This window comes from Subsaximicrobium wynnwilliamsii (genome assembly GCF_007997225.1).
Taxonomy (GTDB): Bacteria; Bacteroidota; Bacteroidia; order Flavobacteriales; family Flavobacteriaceae; genus Psychroserpens; species Psychroserpens wynnwilliamsii.
The window spans coordinates 73,880-92,952 of sequence record NZ_VORM01000006.1; the positions used below are offsets into that span (position 1 = coordinate 73,880).

The following is a 19,073-nucleotide window of genomic DNA, read 5'->3' on the forward strand; positions in this document are numbered from 1 at the left end:
CAATGCTGTTTTGTGAAAATGTATCTCAATTGTTGATAACATTTGCATTCACAAACTCTTTAATTATTCAATTTAATAACCATTTAACCAATTCAGCACCAAATTGGTCATCACTAAAAATGTTTCAAATAATACTTTGGCCGAAATCTTTTGCTCATACCTAACAATCAGTGGCTCTAAGCTATATTTCGATTAAGAAGCTGCTGGTTGGCTTTTTGCCTTAAGAAAGCCTAGAAGGCCTAATGCTTTGATTTTTCTTCGGAAGATACTTTGTGAAACCGGCAAAATGCTCAGGAATTAATTTACCGCCTTGATGAAGGAACTGAAAAAAGGATGTTGCGCATTGGCGCCCGATTCGCCCCAAATGTTCGTTCCGGTGTGATAGTTTATTTATGAAGTAGATGACTACGCTGAGTCACAATCGCAATTTTATTTGAGGTATAGCAGCGGTCTTTTATTTTACTGCTTCGCTATAGTTCTAAGTGAAGCCCAATTACGATTCCTGCCTGCTTCGGAATACTTGAAAAAGCCATCAAACTCATTATAGAAACGATTGAATGAAAGGAATGAATTTTTGGTCATTTTAAGATTTCAGAATAAAAAAAATGCCCTTCAAATTGAAGAGCATTTTTTTATAGATTGAATTCTAGTAACTAGTCCACATTAGGAACCCATACACCACCGGTTTTGATGTATTTTAATTCCTCTGTTCCGCTACTGCCATCATAGATATCAAAAGTCAACACATATTTTTGACCTTCTTCAGCATTCGGCGCTAAGAAGTTAGTTAGCAAATCTGTAAATACAGTGTTCAACATTTCTACACTCCAAAAGGCCGCATTACTTGACCTTCTATCAAAATTACCAAAGTTGGCCATACTAGATACTGCTGCGCTAAAGCCATCAGCACTTGCATAGTTGGTAGCGATATAATCAATATCAGCTTGAGCAATTATGTATCTAATTGTATTATCTGGAACCCATTGCCCCTCGTCAAATCCAAATTTGAGTGAGGTCTCAATTGTAGATTCATGAGCCATCCATTGACCGCTAGTAAAAGTGTATTCATTACCTCTTATCCCTGCACCACTATTACTCGAGAAGTACTTATAAATAACAATGATTTTATTCTCTTCTTGGGCAAAAGGATATTTCAAATCTAAAAATGTTGGAAGGTAACTATCTGCCGGCGTGGAACTGCTAAAGTTGTTGAATGCGCCAGGTTGTCCAGAACTTTCTCCCATAGAATCGTAATCGGCGTTACTCAAATAGTACACATTCTCAGCATCATTCCAAGAGCCACCTTCGTACACAAAATATTCTCCTTTAGAATCGGTGTTGCCAGTTACACCTAAAGTTTTGATGTTGAAGTAATCGATTCTCCATAAAGGCGCAACTGTTGAAGTAGAGTTGTATCTAAAGGCCACATGGATCACGGTATCGTCATAAGCCGAAAAATCATAATCCTCAGAAAGTATAAATTCGGAAGTATTTCCAGACGGCACAGTAGTCAAAGTAATTACATCCCATGTTGCAGCGATTGGGTCGCCACCTGTAGTATAATTGGTTGACACCAAAATATTCACAAAATCGGCAGCTTCGTTCCCATTCAAAAAACTGATTCTTTGATTGATTTGAAACTTAAGATCAGTCTCTCCACTAAGATCAATTTCAGGAGAAACCAACCAATCTTCACCAGCGATTTCACTGCCATTGACAAAGGCCGATGCATTGGCGTGTGCAGCGCCTTCAGACCAACCGATACCGTCCATATCGACATCGACATTTTCGAATGTAGGGTAGATATCAGGAAAATTACCACCACCAACAATAGCCAAACCTACATCTGGAGTTTCAGTATATTGCTTGTAAGTCACCAAAGCGATTTGACCTTCAACCGGTGCAGCAATTTGCGCATCCAATACATCAGGAATCAATGCTGTGGGATCTACGTTTGGATAAAATCCAAAGGCATCACTACCAGTTAATGCGTAATCATCATTTGATAGGGGATAAGTTTCAGCACTTGTGTAAGCACTAACGCCTTCCGCAGCACCTACAAAAAGCTTGTAGTTTACCAAAACCGAAGATCCTTGTCCATATAAAGGATAGAGATCCGAAAGCAATTGAGGAATGGAATCTTTGGCTTGATCTTGAGAATTAAAACTTCCGAAGCCCAAATCGAATGCACTGTAATCTGCATCGGTTAACGTATATTCAAACTCACCAATATTTGGCTGCTCTGGGAGGGCATCAACTTGGTCGTTAAGATCATCTAAAGGGTTACATCCTACAAAGGCTGCAGCCATGACTAATAAATAAATTACTTTTTTCATTTTCTTTTTTTTAAAAATTAAGTTTTGCACCTAAACTAAACGTTCTTCCAAAACCGTAGAACACTCGAGTTGTGAATACATCAGACTCGGCACCATCACGTGCATCGGCAATAAACTCAGTATCGAAAATATTATTGATACGGCCTGTAAGTTCGGCATCAAGAGAACCGAATTTGAAACCATGTCTAATCGCTGAATCAAAGAGTCCGAAATCTGGAAGTTTAAAAGCATCTGGTCTTTTTGTAGTTCGATTGCTGGGATCATAATCGGCATAGATATCACCATTATAAAGGTAATCAATTGTAAACGTAGTTTTTGGAGTCAATTTATAAATGGTACCTAAGCCAAAAGTTGTTTGTGCAGCATTACCAACGTGCAGGTCTTCGATAAAAAGGTTAATTGGGTCACCGACTGCATTATTTTCTTCATCAAAAATTATAACATCCTCTACATTATTTTGCCATCTCCAATCGCCTATAGAAGCCATTCCCGTTACAGAAAAAGTTGAAGATACACGATAATTAAAATCGAGTTCCACACCCATATGCAACGCATTAACACCTAAAATATTGGCGAAATTTCTTGTCCCATCTTGGGCTTGAAAACTGGCAAACTCTGTTCTGTCTTTCCAAGTGGTATGGTACAGGTTAATGTTTGCAGATAATTTCTCAGCTCTATGACCGTATCCAACTTCAAAACTGGTAATCCTTTGGTTTGGAGCATCTCCATTAACATCAGTGTTGTTACGGTTAGCGAAAATAGAGTTAAAAAATGGGGCTCTTTCAAAGTATCCCAAATTAAAAAACACATTGTTTCTATCGTCAAGACGGTAGTTCGCACCACCTTTTGCGCCGTAAGCAAAGAAGTTGTACACATCTGACTCTTGTAGTGGATCACTATCCAAATATAAGAAACGATCTACTCTTTGATAAGATGTGTTGGAAGCAGAAACCGAGACAAAAGCATTGAAATTCTCTTGAATGTCATATTCCGCTTGGACAAAACCGCCCAACCAGCCTACTTTACCATCATTGTCATAAAGGATTTTGTCACCTACTTGAGCTTGATTGTTTGGATTGTTAACATCGGAAGCATCTGAAAAATATTGGCCACCCAATAAATCGGTCACCTCGGTAAAGTGAAAGCCTTCATAGCCTCTAAGATCTAAACCTGTTAATAGTACAAGATCATCTGTAAGGTCTGTTTTAAAGGTAGAAAGCACCCCGTACCATATGTGATCATTTCTAGAAGCTCTCAAAATACTTTCAGAACCTTCAACGCCTGCAGTTTCATTTTCTGAAACAATCTTGTCAAAATCAACTGTGCCTAGGTTACCGATTCTATATTCGTCATCATCAAAACGGAATTTGTTGACACCGCTAAAACCGCCGCCACCTCCAGAACCAACAGACACATAAGCAGCTGTAGACAAACTTGAAGCCTGGCTGATGTTCCAATAGTGGTTTAAGGAAATTTGTGGTTTGTGGTAGAAGTTATCCTCCACACTGGTAAATTGACCGTCTTTATAACCCCAATCTGAATTGTACTTTCTACCGCTTTCGCTTTCTCTAAACGTTTCAACTAAATATGGGTTTTGTCTTTGACCGTGCGTTTGTTTTGCACCAAAGGCTGTTAAGGCAATTTTATGTTTATCGTTGATTTCCTTCGAAACATTCAAAAAATAAGAAATGGCATTAAATGGTGTGCCATCTACATAGCCATCACCATCGGTTTTAGAACCAGAAACAGTTACTGCAAGGCCATTATCCATTAAACCCGTAGAGTAAGTGACGCCAAATTTCTTGAAGCCATCGTTGCCTAAGGTTGTGTAGAAGTTACCACCTTCTTCAACATCTGTAGTTTTGGAGATGATATTGATGGTACCACCAATAGAAGGTACTGCTACCTTAGAGGCACCAAGGCCACGTTGTACTTGCATAGAACTAGTCACATCGCCTAGACCCGCCCAGTTGCTCCAATAGACACGGCCATTTTCCATGTCGTTCACTGGCACACCGTTGATCATAACCGCAACGTTTTCAGAGTTAAACCCACGAAGTCTAATCTCTCCATCTCCAAAACCACCACCTGTTTTGGTAACATAAACACCTGGAGTTGATTTAAGGATTTCTGGAAATTCTTGACTCCCTAATTTCAATTCAATTTCTGAAGCTCTAATGGTAGATACCGCCACTGGGGTTTTTCTATCGACTGCTACAGAAGCAATGATTTGCACCTCTTGGAGACCTACCTCACTAGGATCCATCATGATTTTACCAAGATCCATATCTCCAGAGAAAGCGATAGTCTTTGAAGTATAACCAACAAAAGAAAGCACTAACTCACCTGTTGCAGACTTTGTATTAATAATAAACTGACCGTCAAAATTGGTTGCCGAGCCATTAGAGGTTCCTTTTTCGATAACGTTAACGCCTGGAAGAGGCTGGTTCATGTCTGAACCTATTATCGTTCCCGACACCGTACTTTGCGCAAATGCAAAGGAACAGAACATTGTAAGAACCAATATGGTTAAGCACTGTGATACTTTTTTCATCATTTTAAGAATTGTTTAAGTAGTTTTAATTTTTGACAAACATACGGTCATCATTGTAATTACACATTAACTAACTGTTAAGAATTATTAACGTTTCTAATTACAAAAAAATTTGTTAAAACTTATTTACAAACAACTTAAGATGAGATAATTTCGAAGTGAACTCTAGCGATGGGTTTTATAACGATTGATCAGGTTTTGGGTAGAAATATCGTGATTGTTGATAACATTTTTATCTTCAATCTCTTTCAAAATGGTATTGGCCAACTCCTTGCCCAGTTCAACACCAAATTGATCGTAACTAAAAATGTTCCAGATAATGCCTTGAACAAAGATCTTATGCTCATACATGGCAATCAATTTCCCTAGGCTTTCTGGAGTCAATTTATCGATTAAGAAAGTGGTGGTTGGCTTATTGCCTTCAAAGACCTTATAAGGACTAAGTTCTTTGATTTTTTCTTCGGAAAGCCCTTGTGCTTTCAATTCCTCTATTACGGTATCCTTGGACTTGCCGTTCCATAAAGCTTCGGTTTGGGCGAAGAAGTTGGACATCAATTTATCATGATGATCTTGATTGCCGTAGAGCGACTTTGTGAAGCCAATAAATTCCGCAGGAATTAATTTGCTGCCTTGATGCATCAACTGAAAAAAGGCATGTTGCGCATTGGTGCCCGGTTCGCCCCAAATGATGGTGCCGGTTTGGTAGTTTATTTTATCGCCGTTTCTATCCACACTTTTTCCGTTGCTCTCCATGATACCCTGTTGCAAATAGGTTGCAAATTGATTGAGATATTGGGAATAAGGAATGACCGCCTCACTTTCAGCCTTGAAAAAATTATTGTACCAAACGCTTAAAAGCGCCGTAATTACCGGAATATTTTTATCAAAGTCTTCCGTACGGAAATGTTGGTCCATTTTATGAGCTCCAGTCAATAGCTTATCAAAATTATCAAAGCCCGTTGCCAAACTAATGGTTAAACCCACAGCGCTCCAAAGCGAAAACCGACCGCCAACCCAATTCCACATCGGGAAAATATTTTTTTCATCAATCCCAAACGCCTTGACCTTTTCTATGTTGGTTGACACTGCCACAAAATGCTTTGATACCGCATGTTGAGGCGCCGATTTTAAAAACCATGCTCTAATGGTATTTGCATTTGATAGCGTTTCTTGGGTAGTAAAGGTTTTGGAGACAATAACGAATAAAGTAGTTTCAGGATTTAGGGTTTTGATGACCTCATTCACGTGGTCTCCATCCACATTGCTCACAAAATGGGTTTTTAAATGATTTTTATAATAGCCCAAAGATTCAACAACCATGGCGGGCCCTAAATCTGACCCACCAATGCCAATATTCACTACATCGGTAAACGTTTTACTAGTATAGCCCTTTAGTTTCCCTCCTACAACGGCTTCAGTAAAGCCTTTGATTTTGTTCTTGACCTCATAAATTTCTGGCATCACATTTTCGCCATCAACCATGACTTCTGCCGATTTGGGGTTTCGCAAAGCGGTATGTAAAACCTCGCGACCTTCAGTCTGGTTGATGACCTCGCCACCAAAATACTGGGACATGGCGTCTTTAAGTTTCACTTCTTCCGCCAATTCCAATAGCAAGGCCATGGTTTCAGAAGTAAGGCGGTGTTTAGAATAATCAACATAGAAGTCTTCCCAAACAATACGCATATCATCTGCCCTATGAGGTGCTTCAGCAAAAAATTGCTTGGCGGGCTGGTTCTTTATGGTATCAAAGTGCGCTTGAAGTTTTTTCCAAGCTTTGGTGGTTGTTGGGTTTATTGCTGCTAATGCCATGTATTATTGGGTCTGTAAATTTATATCGTTGCTTGACTGTGCTATTTGATCTTTCAATTCTTCATCCATGGGTATCACATCCAATCGTGTTTTAATTGGTGCTATATAATCAAGGTATTTCAGCTTTAAACTAGCAGAAATAGGCTCTGCTTCTGGTAATTTTTCCCTTAAAGGATCCACTTGTTTGTCGTTTTTCCAAAAACGGTAGCACACGTGCGGGCCTCCGCTATTTCCTGTCATACCAATCCAGCCAATCACATCACCTTGTTTTACGTATTGGCCTTTTTTGACGTTTTGTGCCTTCATGTGCAAATACTGGGTGCTGTAGGTCGCATTGTGCCTAATCTTTACATACTTGCCATTGCCCCCTCTTCTTGTAGATTCAGTCACGGTGCCGTTTGCAGTGGCCATAATGGGCGTGCCTAATGGTGCTGCGAAGTCGGTACCTTTGTGTGGCCTTAATTTATAACCGTAGTAAGCAATACGCCTATTGAGATTGTATCGGGATGAAATCCTGCTAAATTGCACGGGGGCCTTCAAAAATGCACGTCTTAGGTTTTTGGCGTCCTCATTAAAATAGTCTCTGATGCCCTTTATGGAATCGGTTTCAAACTCAAAGGCATAAAAGGGTTCACCGTTGTGTTCAAAATAAGCGGCCTTAATATTGTGCAAACCAACATAGGTTGTATCGTTGATATATTTATCGGTATAGATAACCTTGAAACGGTCTCCTTTTTGAAGCCTTCTAAAATCAATGGTCCAAGCATAGATTTCATCGGCCAATTTAAAGGCCAACCTTGGGCTCAGGCCTTTTTCCTGAAGTGTTTCGGAGATACTGCTTTCAATGACGCCAGTGGCGGTTTTTTCAATATAAGTAATGGGTTTTCTGCTGGTATAGGCATGAATCGAATCTTGAAAATTCACAACTACATACTCCGAAAGGCTGGGTTGATAAATAAAGCAACGTGGCGTTTGCAAGGAATCCTTAGCACATAAAAGGGTGTAGGGTTTACCGGTTTGCAGTTTCCTGATGTCAAAACTGTCCTTAGCTTTTTCAGCAATTTGGTAAATTTTTGGATAGCTAATGTTATTGCGCTGCAAGATCTTTCCGAAGCTATCACCCGCCTTAATGGTGTCCCGCTTTACGATATACTCGTCGAGCACGAAGCCAAACTCTGTGATTGGTTCTGGCTCAATAACCTCAGCTATAGGCTCTAAATCCAATTTTTTAGTATCTTCTTTGCAGGACAAAAAACCCAAACAAATCAAAAGTGCGATAAGTGCCTTATTAAATTTCATAGTATTGTACTTCATTTTAAATCGTCTCCCCAGTTATCAATTTCATTTTCACTCCAAAGTTCAGGAAAAAAAATGCGTTTTTGGTATTTTGGATGCATGTATTTTTTCCAGTCGCTACCTCCTGTCGCCTCGCCATCACCTGTACCACTTTCTATATAGTGTTTGGCTGCATTGTAATGTGCGATGACCCAGGTAATGTTTACCGTATAATCATAATGGCGCATGGCCTTTATCAAGTCGGTATTTTCTTGATCTTTTTTGGGCAATTCCTTAAAGCGCGACCAAAGGTTTTTTGTGTTATAGGTTTGCATAAAACGTATAAAATCGCCTTTGTAACGTTTTTCAAAATTAACCAAAAGTGTTGATTTTTTGCCGGTATTATAATCCTTTCCTGCGGCTTGCCAATATAAATGCTCAAATGCATGCTCAAAAGGAGTGTTACGGTCAATGGTTTTTCTAAAGCGGTAATCTATTAGATTGATCAATTCTGTAGAAGCGAACTCGATCATGCGATATTGTGCGCTTTGAAATCCGCTTGCAGGCGTCAAGGTGTACCTAAATTTCATGTATTGCTCCACATCCATCCCTTCGCGCATGATATTGAAAGAGGTCGTCAACATATCAAAATACCTGCTAATACGCATGAGTTTGTTCTCAAAAAAACTGACCTCCAAATTCTCTTTTTGCGCCAATTGGTCAATTTCCCAAAGGATCATCTTAAAAATAAGCTCATTGATTTGGTGGTAGGCAATAAACACCATTTCATCTGGCAAAGTGGTACGCTGGATTTGAAGATTGAGTAAAGCATCGGTTTGGATGTAATCCCAATAAGTAATGGGCTTGCTATAAAGTAAGCCATGTAAATGATCATCGGTATCTTGATCTATATCTGTAAATTTTTTCTGAAGTTGTTTAACAATGCCGTCAAACTTATGTAAATCATCCATTCTAATTGATTGGTCTAATTGTTAATCAAATTGCACCTTAAAGGAGTGCTTTAATCCTTTAAAGGCTTCGAGGTTTGCCTGCAAGGAGCCAACCGCCAAATCAGCTTTAATCTTAAGCGGAATCTTATTGTCATCTGCGCTTACCCAAAGTGTCAAGCTTTCCTGCTCCTTGAAAACGCGACCCGCCATGACGTAAGGCCTAAACTTAAGCGTTTTTACCCGACCAAATGCGGTGTCTATGGTTTCCCTTCCCAGGTATTTTAATTTGAAAATGTAGTTTTCCTCATCAAAAAACATGTTGAGTTCAACCACTTCGCCGTCCTTAATGCTCTCTGTTTCGTAATTATTACGAAGATAATAAAAAGCAGATACCATGTCCTGAACATCCTGTTCTATAGATACTCTTTTTGTGGTCTTGTGTTTTTTGTTCTCAATGAAAGCTTCCTTTTTGATGTGATCAAAATCAATTTCGAGATCCTTGGTATGGCCGCCTTCATCAATTTTACGGATGAATTTGTATGGCATTCCCGTATCTTTATCGATGTAGCTCTCATAACGATCCTTGACCTTAAAAAACCATTTAATGGCGCCGGTGGTCCATCCCTTACCCACAATGTGATAAACGGGTTTTCCGTTCAAGGTTGTTTCATCCACTTCCAAAGTGGCCGTTCCTGCAGTGAGGAAGTTGCTATAACTCATGTCAAACTTGAACCACTCACCATCTTGGTAGGCAGATTTCTTTTGAGCAGCAACGCTATGCAGCCCAAATATTAAGGTTAGTATAAGTAGGGTCTTTTTCATCATTGTAATTGGTGTAAATGTAACTTAAAACGCCACATTATATTGTTCAATATGTAGAATTACAATTATTGTTCCAAAAGTATTGATTTTATTGAAACGGTTTAGGTTTAGGCTGTTATAGTTATGTTAGAATTTTAGGGCAAAATACCTCAGTTCACGAAAGCGGATTTCGTTTTCAAGTGAACTTGGTTTCTTTTAAATAGTTGAAGTCTATGGCTTCGGAAGGATGACGAATTGGTTGATGTTTTTTTCTGAATTGTTTCAACGGAAGGATTTATTCATGAAAAGAGCATACCGTTTTAAATCCCACCACGTAGGGATTGACTAATCTATTGATTGAGTCAAAACGGAAGCTTCTCAAAAATAAATACCTCACAGGTTTTGAAAACCTGTGAGGTCTGCACTCTTACTTGGTATCTTCTTTTTATTAGGCAACTCGTAATTTTTATCACGTAGGATGTTATGTAAATGATGTGAGCTCGAGAAACCAACCAATCAGCACATTCATAAAGACTTAAAAGGTCTCTGAGACCTTGCAGGTTGATCAAATGAGTAATTTCATGTTTAGAAAACCTGTCAATCCCGAAGACTTTTGGGACTGACAGGTCTAATTTGTTGGTTAAAGGCAGCCTATTCTTGTTTCTTTATTTTCACAAGGTGCCACGCTTTTCTTGTTCTCTTTCAATAGATTCAAAGAGCGCCTTGAAATTGCCTGCTCCAAATCCTTTCGCGCCCATGCGCTGTATGATTTCAAAAAAGAGGGTTGGTCTATCTTCAACAGGTTTTGTGAAAATCTGTAGCAAATAGCCTTCCTCATCGGCGTCGACCATGATGGACAGTTCCTGTAATCTACCGATATCCTCTGTCATCATCTCGCGATGTTCGCCCAATCGCTCGGGAATCATGTCGTAATAAGATTGTGGCGGTGGTGGTAAAAACTCAATCCCTCTTGCTTTCAATTGGGCAACGGTTTTGATAATATCGTCTGTGGCAACTGCAATATGCTGTACGCCAGAATCTTCATAAAAATCCAAATATTCCTCAATCTGTGATTTTTTAGCGGCTTTGGCTGGTTCATTAATTGGGAATTTAATGCGACCGTTACCATTGCTCATAACCTTACTCATAAGTGCAGAGTATTCGGTATGGATTTGCTTGTCGTCAAAAGACAGAAAGTTGACAAAACCCATAACATCCTCATACCATTTTACCCAAACATTCATTTGGCCCCAACCTACATTGCCCACCATGTGATCAATGAATTTAAGCCCAACAGGCTCTGGGTTATAATCAGATTCCCAAGCTCTAAATCCCGGTAAGAATTTGCCTTTGTAATTTTTGCGCTCCACAAACATGTGAACGGTTTCACCATAAGTATAAATCCCAGCACGCACCACTTCGCCATGTTCGTCTTTTTCAACTACAGGTTCCAGATATGATTTGGCACCGCGCTTGGTGGTTTCCTCATAAGATTTTCGCGCATCATCCACCCAAAGGGCAATAACCTTGACACCATCACCATGTTTAACGATATGATCGTTGATAGGGGATTTACTGCTTAAAGGTGTGGTCAACACCAAGCGAATCTTATCTTGCTTAAGCACATAACTAACGGAGTCTTTTGATCCAGTTTCCAAACCCCTATAGGCATAGGACTGAAAACCAAATGCAGTTTTATAGAAATGTGCTGCCTGTTTCGCATTACCCACATAAAACTCAACATAGTCCGTTCCTAAAAGCGGGAGAAAATCCTGAGCCTTGTCGAAAATTTTTTCCAATCCGTATTCTACATTCTTTACTTCTTTTGCCATCGTATTTAAATTTTTAGCTTCCGTTTTGGGAAGCGAATCCAGATCAAATATCGTCTGGATTTTCATTCTTAAATTAAGTATTGTTTGTAGGCCACTTGCTTCCGAAGCCCACTTTTCAATTCAACGTATCTATAGCTTCGTTGTCATCCAGCATCTCAGTTTCGTCGATTATTATTGAATCCATATAAATGCTATCACGCTCCAAATCCCTGTTATAATCTTCATTTAGACTGTCATTTTCCCATTCAAATTGAAAGTCGCCGTTTTCGTTTCTATGTTCATAGGCTTCCTTGATGATTTCAGAAAACACGACACCATAAATTGCAAAATAGGCCACATAGACCAAAGTCATCCCTGCACTGATAATCAAGGCAATGATGTTGAGTATCTTGGCTGTATACACATTGCTCCTACTTTGAGGATTGTATAATTCACTGTTATAGCGATAGGTTTGCAAACTTTTATGGGCCATTACCAAACCGATAATACTTAAAATCAACGGGATGAATGCAAAAAGTCCACAGCAACAGCCAACCAAGGACAAAATGAGCGCAATAACCCCCAGAATCATGGCAGTTGGATCTGCCGGTAAATTTGAATTTCTCATAGAATCCAATTAAGCCTCATGTGGTAACCACGATTTGAAGTAATCTTCATCGGCTATTTTCATGGCTTCCTCAGTAAGCTGAAGCGGTTTAAACGTATCTACCATAACTGCCAATTCTTCGGTCTTGGTTTTGCCAATACTACGCTCGGCAGCTCCAGGGTGCGGCCCATGCGGTATGCCTGCTGGGTGCAGTGAGATATGCCCAACTTCAATATCATTTCTGCTCATAAAATCGCCATCCACATAATACAAAACCTCATCACTGTCTATGTTGCTGTGGTTGTATGGCGCAGGAATACTATCGGGATGGTAGTCGTACAAACGTGGCACAAAACTACACACCACAAAGGCATCGGTCTCAAAGGTTTGGTGCACCGGTGGCGGTTGATGGATACGACCGGTAATGGGCTCAAAATCATGAATTGAAAACGCATAGGGATAATTATAACCATCGTAACCCACCACATCAAAGGGATGAGAGGCGTAGATCATTTCAAAAATGTCGCCTTGCTTTTTGACTTTCATCAAGAAATCCCCAGATTCATTGTTGGTCTCCAACTCGTAAGGGCGTCTTAAATCGCGTTCACAATAGGGCGAATGTTCCAAAAGTTGTCCAAACCAATTGCGGTAGCGTTTTGGTGTGTAAATGGGCCTTCGGGACTCGACAATGAAGAGCCGATTATCTTCGGTATCAAAATCGATTTTATAAATAACCCCTCTAGGAATCACTAAATAATCCCCGTACTTGAAATCGAGATTGCCTAAGTGGGTTCGCAATTTTCCCGTCCCTTTATGGATGAACAAAAGCTCGTCGGCATCGGAATTTTTATAAAAATAATCTTTGGTGGATTGTTGTGGCGCCGCCAAAATAATGCTGCAGTCACTGTTGGTAAGGATGGTTTTTCGGCTTTGCAGATAATCGGCCTCAGGCTTGACCTGGAAGCCTCTTAAGCGATAGGATTGAATGTGATTGGCCTTAGCTATTTTTGGTGCTACGCTGTATTGTTTTCTAATTGCCTTGACCTGGGTTGGACGTTGCTCGTGGTAACTGTTGGTGGACATGCCATCAAAACCGATGGTGCCGAAAAGTTGCTCGGAGTACAAGCTCCCATCTTCCTTGCGGAATTGCGTATGCCGCTTGGGCGGAATCTTTCCTAATTTATGATAAAATGGCATCTTCTTTAGGTTTAAGGTTATCCCCTAAATCCCCAAAGGGGACTTCTGTTCACGATATTATTCGTATTGGGAATTATTTTTTAATTTGTAAATCTTTCCGAATTCAAGGTATAAGTTTCCTAAATCCTTGAAAAGGATATATTTTCAATTCAGCATAAAGATACAAATATGTAGAAGTTATTGAAAGGAAAGTTTGGAGGGATTGATGTTAGCTGATTTTATAAGTCCGGGATAATCTAAATTTTTAAAAATGACTCAAAAGCAGGCGCTGTATCTTAAACAATTGAAGAATCGTAGTTAAAAAACAAGGTTCAAATATGTTTACCTGATAATTTTTTTTTCAAATAATGCAATCCTAATGAGTACTTAGACAATTTCATTTAAACGCTTTAAAAAATTAAGTACTCATTTAAGCAAACCTACAAGGTTTTTGAAACCTTGCAGGTTGAAAACAAGAAAACCCCAATTTGCATTGAGGTTTTCTGGTCTTTTTGTCTTCAGCTTAAAAAGGCAGATCGTCGTGATCCTCCTCATTTAAGTTGGTTGCCGGCTCAAAGGCCTCATTAGGTGCTTTAGGCGCTGCATTATTGCCAGCTGCCTGCCCAGCTTCAATTCTCCAACCTTGGATGGAATTGAAATATTTGGTTTCGCCTTGTGGATTTACCCATTCGCGTCCTCTAAGATTGATGTTGACTTTTACCTCTTGACCTACTTGGTAGTTGTTCAATAAATCGGTTTTATCCTGAACAAACTCAACCATAATGTGCTGTGGGTATTGCTCCTCGGTGGTCACTACCAATTCTCTCTTTCTAAAACCATTGCTTCCAAAGGTTTGCGTCTCGCCGATCATTTTGATTTTTCCCTGTACTTCCATTTTCGTGTTGTATTAACTATTAAATTTTCAGTTTATTTATGAGAGCAGCAATTTCCATGCGCTCTCCACATCGCCATAGCTCAAATAATTTCGAGCGATCTTGTGTTTTTCACGATGCGTTTTCTCTTTTATATTTGGGTAGCGCTCACCTACGCTATTTATAAATTCATTGATTTCAGTCTCTGTTGGCAAGGCTTCCACATTGCCCAACATCCCCAAGTCATTGCCGGTTAAGACCATACTTTCCCTAACTTCCCTTGGCATGGCATCTACGCCAATACCTAATTTTGACAAGGGCTTGGGAATTTCAAAAAACCCCTTTTTGGCCCGACTGTAATAATTGCCACCAGCCCTAGCGACAAGGTCCATTTTTTCCTGCACAATAATACCATCGTCATCAAGAACCTCATCGGCAATATGGAATTTTACAACCTCACAAATGATTAGGTTTCCTGCGCCACCCTCGGTTCCCAATTCAATAATCTCATTGACCTTACACTCAAATTGTACTGGCGACTCGGCCACGCGATACGGCTTGACCATATCAGACTTAAGCATGGTAAGTCCCGACTTTTCGAATTCGTTGACGCCTTCCGCATAATCTGTGCTGCTCAATGACATTTGATGCACCATATCATAATTGACCACATTAATGACCACTTCCTTGGTAAGCTTGCTGTTTTCCAACGTATGTTTTGTGGTGTTGTCACGCACACGTCGCGCCGGTGAGAACACCAAAATTGGCGGATTGGAACTAAACACATTGAAATAACTAAAAGGCGACAAATTTGGTCGTCCCTCAGCATCCATCGTACTCGCAAAAGCAATTGGCCTAGGCGCCACCGAACTCAGCAAATGGCTGTGTAAGGTTTTGGTGGATATTACTTTAGGATCAAATGATGGCATGTAACAAGTTGTTTATTAGCACTATGATTTTATCTCAAGGCGTCGCGTTGCAAATGTAACATTATTGAATACACTATGAAAATGATTTGCAATAGTCTCAACACAATATTATTAACATATTTGCTTTATATTTAAACTTCGGTTGCGGTTAAGACATAAATCTGCTACGCTCTTAAGTGTGAGAGCCGGCAGGCCAGCAGGCAGCCAGGCAGGTAATTGATTGTTACTAACTAATAAGCTGTAGCGCTTTGATTTGCATCTTCATACTTTTTTCTTTTTCTGAAGGTTTTAATCTTATCAACTGAAAATGGAATAAAATCACAAGACTCAACTAACTGGTATCTATCGTTCTTCTGAACGCTATAATCTTCAAATAAAAATACATTTTAATGAGCATACGCATCAATAGGAACATCACACGCTGGTTAATTATCATTAGCTCCTTTTTCATCATCACGCTCATTCTTTGGAATACGTATATGTTTTTTCAAAATTTCAAGGAAGAGGAGCGCACCAAAATGCAAAACTGGTCTTTTGCGAACGAAACATTGATTGCCACCACCAATGACGATGAAATCAAAATGACATCCAGAATTTTAGAGAGCAATACCACAACACCTATGATTCTGGTAAATGCCGACGACGAAATCACTAGTTTTAGAAATATTGACACCTTAAGAATGAGAGTTCCAAAATTAGCTTTGGAAAAACTTAAAAGTACTTTTGAAAACGAGAACAAACCAATCCCTGTGTATATTGAAGATGAACTTTATAGCACCATCTACTACGGAAACTCACCGCTGCTCAACAAGCTCAAGTATTATCCATTAGCACTATTACTCATCATTTTCCTCTTTGCTGCAGTCGCCTATTTTTTCTATAAAAGTTCCAAAACTGCCGATCAGAACAAACTATGGACCGGCATGGCCAAGGAAACCGCACATCAAATTGGCACACCTTTATCGTCATTAGTGGGCTGGACCGAAATATTGAGAAGTGAGAACGTGGATCCCGATTATTTGATTGAAATTGAAAAAGACATCAGCAGGTTACAAACCATTACCGACCGCTTCAGTAAAATAGGCTCAGTACCCACTTTAAAACAAGCCGATATTGTTCACGAAACCATCGAAACTTTTGACTATTTGAAGGCGCGGTTTTCTAAATTGATAGAATTTAACCTGGTTGCACCTCAAGAGGAAATTCTTGTGGCACTCAACAAACAACTCTACAGTTGGACCATTGAGAACCTCGTGAAAAATGCCATCGACGCCATGAAAGGCAAGGGCACATTGCATTTAACCATGACCCAAGACGACAGCTATGTTAAGATCAAAGTAAGCGATACTGGAAAGGGCATCCCGAAATCTCATTTCAAAACCGTTTTTAGACCAGGCTACACCAGTAAGAAACGCGGCTGGGGCTTGGGATTGTCACTTGCCAAACGCATTATTGAAGATTACCACAAAGGAAAAATAAAAGTATTATCATCGGAACTGGGAAAAGGAACAACCATGCAGATTTCATTAAAAAAAGTATCTTAGTGAAAGCAAACGCCCAGATTTGAAACAGAACCAATATTCCATGAAGACACAATTTTTAACATTAAAGGAAGTCAAGCTACATAACAATTGTCCGGAATGTTTCTCCAACGAGGGATTGCACTTGCGCTTTAAACAGAAATTTGTTCAAAATGCGCTTTATAAATCGGTTACCAGTGATATCCAAAACGAGATGCAGTGCCATACTTGCAACTCCGGCATATCCCCAGGATCATGGACTCGTGAGATAGACCAAGTTGTTGCCTATCAAGAACGCGCAATCAAACCCAAGCCAAAATCCATAAAGCTTACAAAACTCGCTTGGATCATTGTAATTCTGGAAGCGGTATTGATTTTTGGCGTGCTGCTGTTTGCCTTTGGAGTGTTTAGTTGATATCGTTTAACGATTTTAGCTGAACACATTGCGCGCTCTCCGAGATTAGCAAAAGTATTCAGCAGTTAATTTCTAAACAAGCCTAAATCAGAAGGCATCTTACAGAAACGAGGCAATCCGTTTGGCAGTGGCCTCAAATTCCTCTTTATCTAAAGTGACCTTTGTAGTGAATTGTGCATCATCCATACTGTTTAATGGAATCAAGTGCACGTGTACATGAGGCACTTCCAACCCAATTACCGACATGCCGACCCGTTTGCAAGGCACAGCAACTTCTAAAGCCACCGCGATTTGACGGGAAAACTCCATTAAACCATGATAAGTCTTCTCATCCAAGTCAAAAATTTTGTCCACTTCCTTTTTCGGGATGCAGAGTGTATGCCCTTTCGCATTGGGATTTATATCTAAGAAAGCCAAATAATCCTCGGTTTCAGCGATTTTATAAGACGGGACTTCCCCATTGATGATTTTCGTGAAAAGTGATGCCATGATGTTGTGTGTTGTGTGTTGTGTGTTGTGTGTTGTGTGTTGTGTGTTGTGTGTTTAAAAATAGTTTGAAATTGGAAGCATGGGGTTCGAAGCGAATAGATCCAAAATCAATAAGCTCAGGGCAAGCCCATAAGGCACGAATTGAAAGATGATCTTTGTATTTCGAGCCGAGCCTCGGGGAATAAAACCCTCTGTAGGGATGCAACCCTGATTTCAGCAAAATGCTTTCTTGTAAATATAGAAAGATTCCCTTATTTCTTGGGGAATCTTTCTGCATTTTATGGTTTATTTATTTTAATGAAGCGGCTCCATTTGAGCGCATTCCAATTATCTACTAATTTCCAAAATATCAAATTTAATGACGCCATTGGGCACTTGCACCTCTGCAATATCGCCAACCGATTTGCCCAAAAGTCCTTTCCCGATAGGAGAATTTACCGATATTTTACCTGCAGCCAAATCTGCCTCGCCGTCGGCCACCAACGTGTAGGTCATCTCCATCCCGTTGTTTTGATTCTTCAATCTCACTTTAGATAGAACCAAAGCTTTTGTGACGTCCATTTGGGATTCATCAATCAAGCGTGCGCCAGAAAGCTGTGCATCGAGTTTTGAAATCTTCATTTCCAACATGCCCTGGGCTTCTTTGGCAGCATCGTATTCCGCATTTTCACTCAAGTCGCCTTTGTCCCTTGCTTCCGCAATGGCTTGGGATGCTTTGGCGCGTTCCACATCTTTCAAATGACTCAACTCGTCCCTCAGTTTTTTTAAACCTTCCGCAGTATAATAGGATACTTTACTCATAATATTTTCGTTTATCTACTGTAAAACTTGATCGCTATATTTAAAAATATCCCGAAACGTACTTCGACGGTGCGCAGTACATGGTTTCGGGACTAACGAAAAAAATCCCGCTCACACGAGATCTTCATTTCAAAGATACAAAATTTTTATGTCATGGCTCAAATAATTGTAAATTGCCGAAAATATTGAAATGCCCCATGAAAAAGCTCATGCTCCTTTTGTCTTTCTTAATTCTAAATAGCTGTAGCGATGACAATCGCATCAACAACTGCAACTATTTGCAAAACTTGGGCATCAATAGAACCCTGAACCTCAACCTGCCCTCAAACGGCCAATTGCTGTTTCCCTTAAGTCCCGTATATATCCCCAACGAAGGCAATGCAGGTATTTACGTGATTAGAACTGTAAGTGGCCAATATCGCGCTTGGGATGCGGCGGACCCGAACCACCCCCAAGAGAATTGTTCTTTTATGGAGCGAGACGGGATTGTGGTTACCTGTGGTTGTGTGGATGAAAATAAATATGATTTAGTCACAGGGCAATCCCGAAATGAACCGCTGCCATGTGGCCTCAAGGAATACAGGGTTACGGTTTCGGGGAATAATCTATTGGTTAGTAATTGATTAATTAAAAAAATCCCATAAAAAAACCCCTAGATCTCAAAATTTAGGGGTTTTTTTTTGGGATTCATGCTTCTACCGTTCGGTAGAAAAATTCGCAGGAAG

16 protein-coding genes are annotated in these 19,073 nt (G+C 39.9%); 3 read left to right on the forward strand and 13 right to left on the reverse strand.

Features of this window, described 5'->3' with window-relative positions; genetic code table 11:
* Positions 1-653: 653 nt before the first annotated feature.
* From ESY88_RS07600 to ESY88_RS07650, 11 genes are all read right to left on the reverse strand, one after another.
* Entirely contained in the window at positions 654-2,336 is a 1,683-nt protein-coding gene (locus ESY88_RS07600) for a choice-of-anchor J domain-containing protein (RefSeq protein WP_147086190.1), read from the reverse strand.
* A 10-nt stretch (positions 2,337-2,346) separates the two neighbouring features.
* Positions 2,347-4,893 carry a TonB-dependent receptor gene (locus ESY88_RS07605; RefSeq protein WP_317128674.1) on the reverse strand — a complete coding sequence of 849 codons (2,547 nt, stop codon included), beginning with the start codon at positions 4,891-4,893 and terminating at the stop codon, positions 2,347-2,349.
* Between the two features lie 162 nt (positions 4,894-5,055).
* The gene (pgi, locus tag ESY88_RS07610; RefSeq protein WP_147086189.1) at positions 5,056-6,702 is read right to left on the reverse strand and encodes a glucose-6-phosphate isomerase; all 1,647 of its coding nucleotides are present in this window, start codon (positions 6,700-6,702) and stop codon (positions 5,056-5,058) included.
* Positions 6,703-6,705: 3 nt separating this feature from the next.
* Positions 6,706-8,001: a peptidoglycan DD-metalloendopeptidase family protein gene (locus ESY88_RS07615; RefSeq protein WP_223270760.1), complete on the reverse strand. Its 1,296-nt coding sequence runs from the start codon at positions 7,999-8,001 to the stop codon at positions 6,706-6,708.
* Positions 8,002-8,012: 11 nt separating this feature from the next.
* Positions 8,013-8,948, reverse strand: a complete 936-nt coding sequence (locus tag ESY88_RS07620; RefSeq protein WP_147086187.1) for a tryptophan 2,3-dioxygenase family protein — start codon at positions 8,946-8,948, stop codon at positions 8,013-8,015.
* Between the two features lie 21 nt (positions 8,949-8,969).
* A complete protein-coding gene (locus ESY88_RS07625; protein ID WP_147086261.1) occupies positions 8,970-9,749 on the reverse strand; it encodes a DUF3108 domain-containing protein in 780 nt (259 codons plus the stop codon).
* A gap of 650 nt (positions 9,750-10,399) precedes the next feature.
* The gene (gene hppD, locus ESY88_RS07630) at positions 10,400-11,560 is read right to left on the reverse strand and encodes a 4-hydroxyphenylpyruvate dioxygenase (RefSeq protein ID WP_147086186.1); all 1,161 of its coding nucleotides are present in this window, start codon (positions 11,558-11,560) and stop codon (positions 10,400-10,402) included.
* 115 nt (positions 11,561-11,675) lie between these two features.
* Positions 11,676-12,167, reverse strand: coding sequence for a CCC motif membrane protein (locus tag ESY88_RS07635; protein WP_147086185.1), 492 nt, complete (start codon positions 12,165-12,167; stop codon positions 11,676-11,678).
* Between the two features lie 9 nt (positions 12,168-12,176).
* Positions 12,177-13,343, reverse strand: a complete 1,167-nt coding sequence (locus tag ESY88_RS07640) for a homogentisate 1,2-dioxygenase (protein WP_147086184.1) — start codon at positions 13,341-13,343, stop codon at positions 12,177-12,179.
* 502 nt (positions 13,344-13,845) lie between these two features.
* Positions 13,846-14,217 (reverse strand): DUF3127 domain-containing protein, encoded by a 372-nt coding sequence (locus ESY88_RS07645; RefSeq protein ID WP_147086183.1) that lies wholly within the window; start codon positions 14,215-14,217, stop codon positions 13,846-13,848.
* A gap of 36 nt (positions 14,218-14,253) precedes the next feature.
* Entirely contained in the window at positions 14,254-15,123 is an 870-nt protein-coding gene (locus ESY88_RS07650) for a flavin reductase family protein (protein WP_147086182.1), read from the reverse strand.
* A 389-nt stretch (positions 15,124-15,512) separates the two neighbouring features.
* Here ESY88_RS07650 and ESY88_RS07655 point away from each other — a divergent pair, with 389 nt between their 5' ends.
* Both ESY88_RS07655 and ESY88_RS07660 read left to right on the forward strand, forming a co-directional pair.
* The gene (locus tag ESY88_RS07655) at positions 15,513-16,667 is read left to right on the forward strand and encodes a sensor histidine kinase (protein WP_147086181.1); all 1,155 of its coding nucleotides are present in this window, start codon (positions 15,513-15,515) and stop codon (positions 16,665-16,667) included.
* Positions 16,668-16,707: 40 nt separating this feature from the next.
* Entirely contained in the window at positions 16,708-17,058 is a 351-nt protein-coding gene (locus ESY88_RS07660; protein ID WP_147086180.1) for a hypothetical protein, read from the forward strand.
* 99 nt (positions 17,059-17,157) lie between these two features.
* Here the strand turns inward: ESY88_RS07660 and ESY88_RS07665 are convergent, their stop codons facing one another.
* Together ESY88_RS07665 and greA are read right to left on the reverse strand one after the other, a co-directional pair.
* Positions 17,158-17,547 (reverse strand): HIT family protein, encoded by a 390-nt coding sequence (locus tag ESY88_RS07665; RefSeq protein WP_147086179.1) that lies wholly within the window; start codon positions 17,545-17,547, stop codon positions 17,158-17,160.
* 327 nt (positions 17,548-17,874) lie between these two features.
* Positions 17,875-18,348: a transcription elongation factor GreA gene (greA, locus tag ESY88_RS07670; RefSeq protein WP_147086178.1), complete on the reverse strand. Its 474-nt coding sequence runs from the start codon at positions 18,346-18,348 to the stop codon at positions 17,875-17,877.
* Between the two features lie 197 nt (positions 18,349-18,545).
* Between greA and ESY88_RS07675 the strand changes: the two genes are divergently transcribed.
* Positions 18,546-18,971 carry a Rieske (2Fe-2S) protein gene (locus ESY88_RS07675; RefSeq protein WP_147086177.1) on the forward strand — a complete coding sequence of 142 codons (426 nt, stop codon included), beginning with the start codon at positions 18,546-18,548 and terminating at the stop codon, positions 18,969-18,971.
* Positions 18,972-19,073: the final 102 nt, after the last annotated feature.

Bases quoted from the DNA above. Each gene is read 5' to 3' on its own strand.
- ESY88_RS07625 (WP_147086261.1), bottom strand. From the start codon at position 9,749: ATGAAAAAGACCCTACTTATACTAACCTTAATATTTGGGCTGCATAGC.
- pgi (WP_147086189.1), bottom strand. From the start codon at position 6,702: ATGGCATTAGCAGCAATAAACCCAACAACCACCAAAGCTTGGAAAAAA.
- ESY88_RS07675 (WP_147086177.1), top strand. From the start codon at position 18,546: ATGAAAAAGCTCATGCTCCTTTTGTCTTTCTTAATTCTAAATAGCTGT.
- hppD (WP_147086186.1), bottom strand. From the start codon at position 11,560: ATGGCAAAAGAAGTAAAGAATGTAGAATACGGATTGGAAAAAATTTTC.
- ESY88_RS07615 (WP_223270760.1), bottom strand. From the start codon at position 8,001: ATGAAATTTAATAAGGCACTTATCGCACTTTTGATTTGTTTGGGTTTT.
- ESY88_RS07605 (WP_317128674.1), bottom strand. From the start codon at position 4,893: ATGATGAAAAAAGTATCACAGTGCTTAACCATATTGGTTCTTACAATG.
- ESY88_RS07665 (WP_147086179.1), bottom strand. From the start codon at position 17,547: ATGGCATCACTTTTCACGAAAATCATCAATGGGGAAGTCCCGTCTTAT.
- ESY88_RS07655 (WP_147086181.1), top strand. From the start codon at position 15,513: ATGAGCATACGCATCAATAGGAACATCACACGCTGGTTAATTATCATT.
- ESY88_RS07660 (WP_147086180.1), top strand. From the start codon at position 16,708: ATGAAGACACAATTTTTAACATTAAAGGAAGTCAAGCTACATAACAAT.
- ESY88_RS07645 (WP_147086183.1), bottom strand. From the start codon at position 14,217: ATGGAAGTACAGGGAAAAATCAAAATGATCGGCGAGACGCAAACCTTT.
- ESY88_RS07620 (WP_147086187.1), bottom strand. From the start codon at position 8,948: ATGGATGATTTACATAAGTTTGACGGCATTGTTAAACAACTTCAGAAA.
- ESY88_RS07650 (WP_147086182.1), bottom strand. From the start codon at position 15,123: ATGCCATCATTTGATCCTAAAGTAATATCCACCAAAACCTTACACAGC.
- greA (WP_147086178.1), bottom strand. From the start codon at position 18,348: ATGAGTAAAGTATCCTATTATACTGCGGAAGGTTTAAAAAAACTGAGG.
- ESY88_RS07600 (WP_147086190.1), bottom strand. From the start codon at position 2,336: ATGAAAAAAGTAATTTATTTATTAGTCATGGCTGCAGCCTTTGTAGGA.
- ESY88_RS07635 (WP_147086185.1), bottom strand. From the start codon at position 12,167: ATGAGAAATTCAAATTTACCGGCAGATCCAACTGCCATGATTCTGGGG.
- ESY88_RS07640 (WP_147086184.1), bottom strand. From the start codon at position 13,343: ATGCCATTTTATCATAAATTAGGAAAGATTCCGCCCAAGCGGCATACG.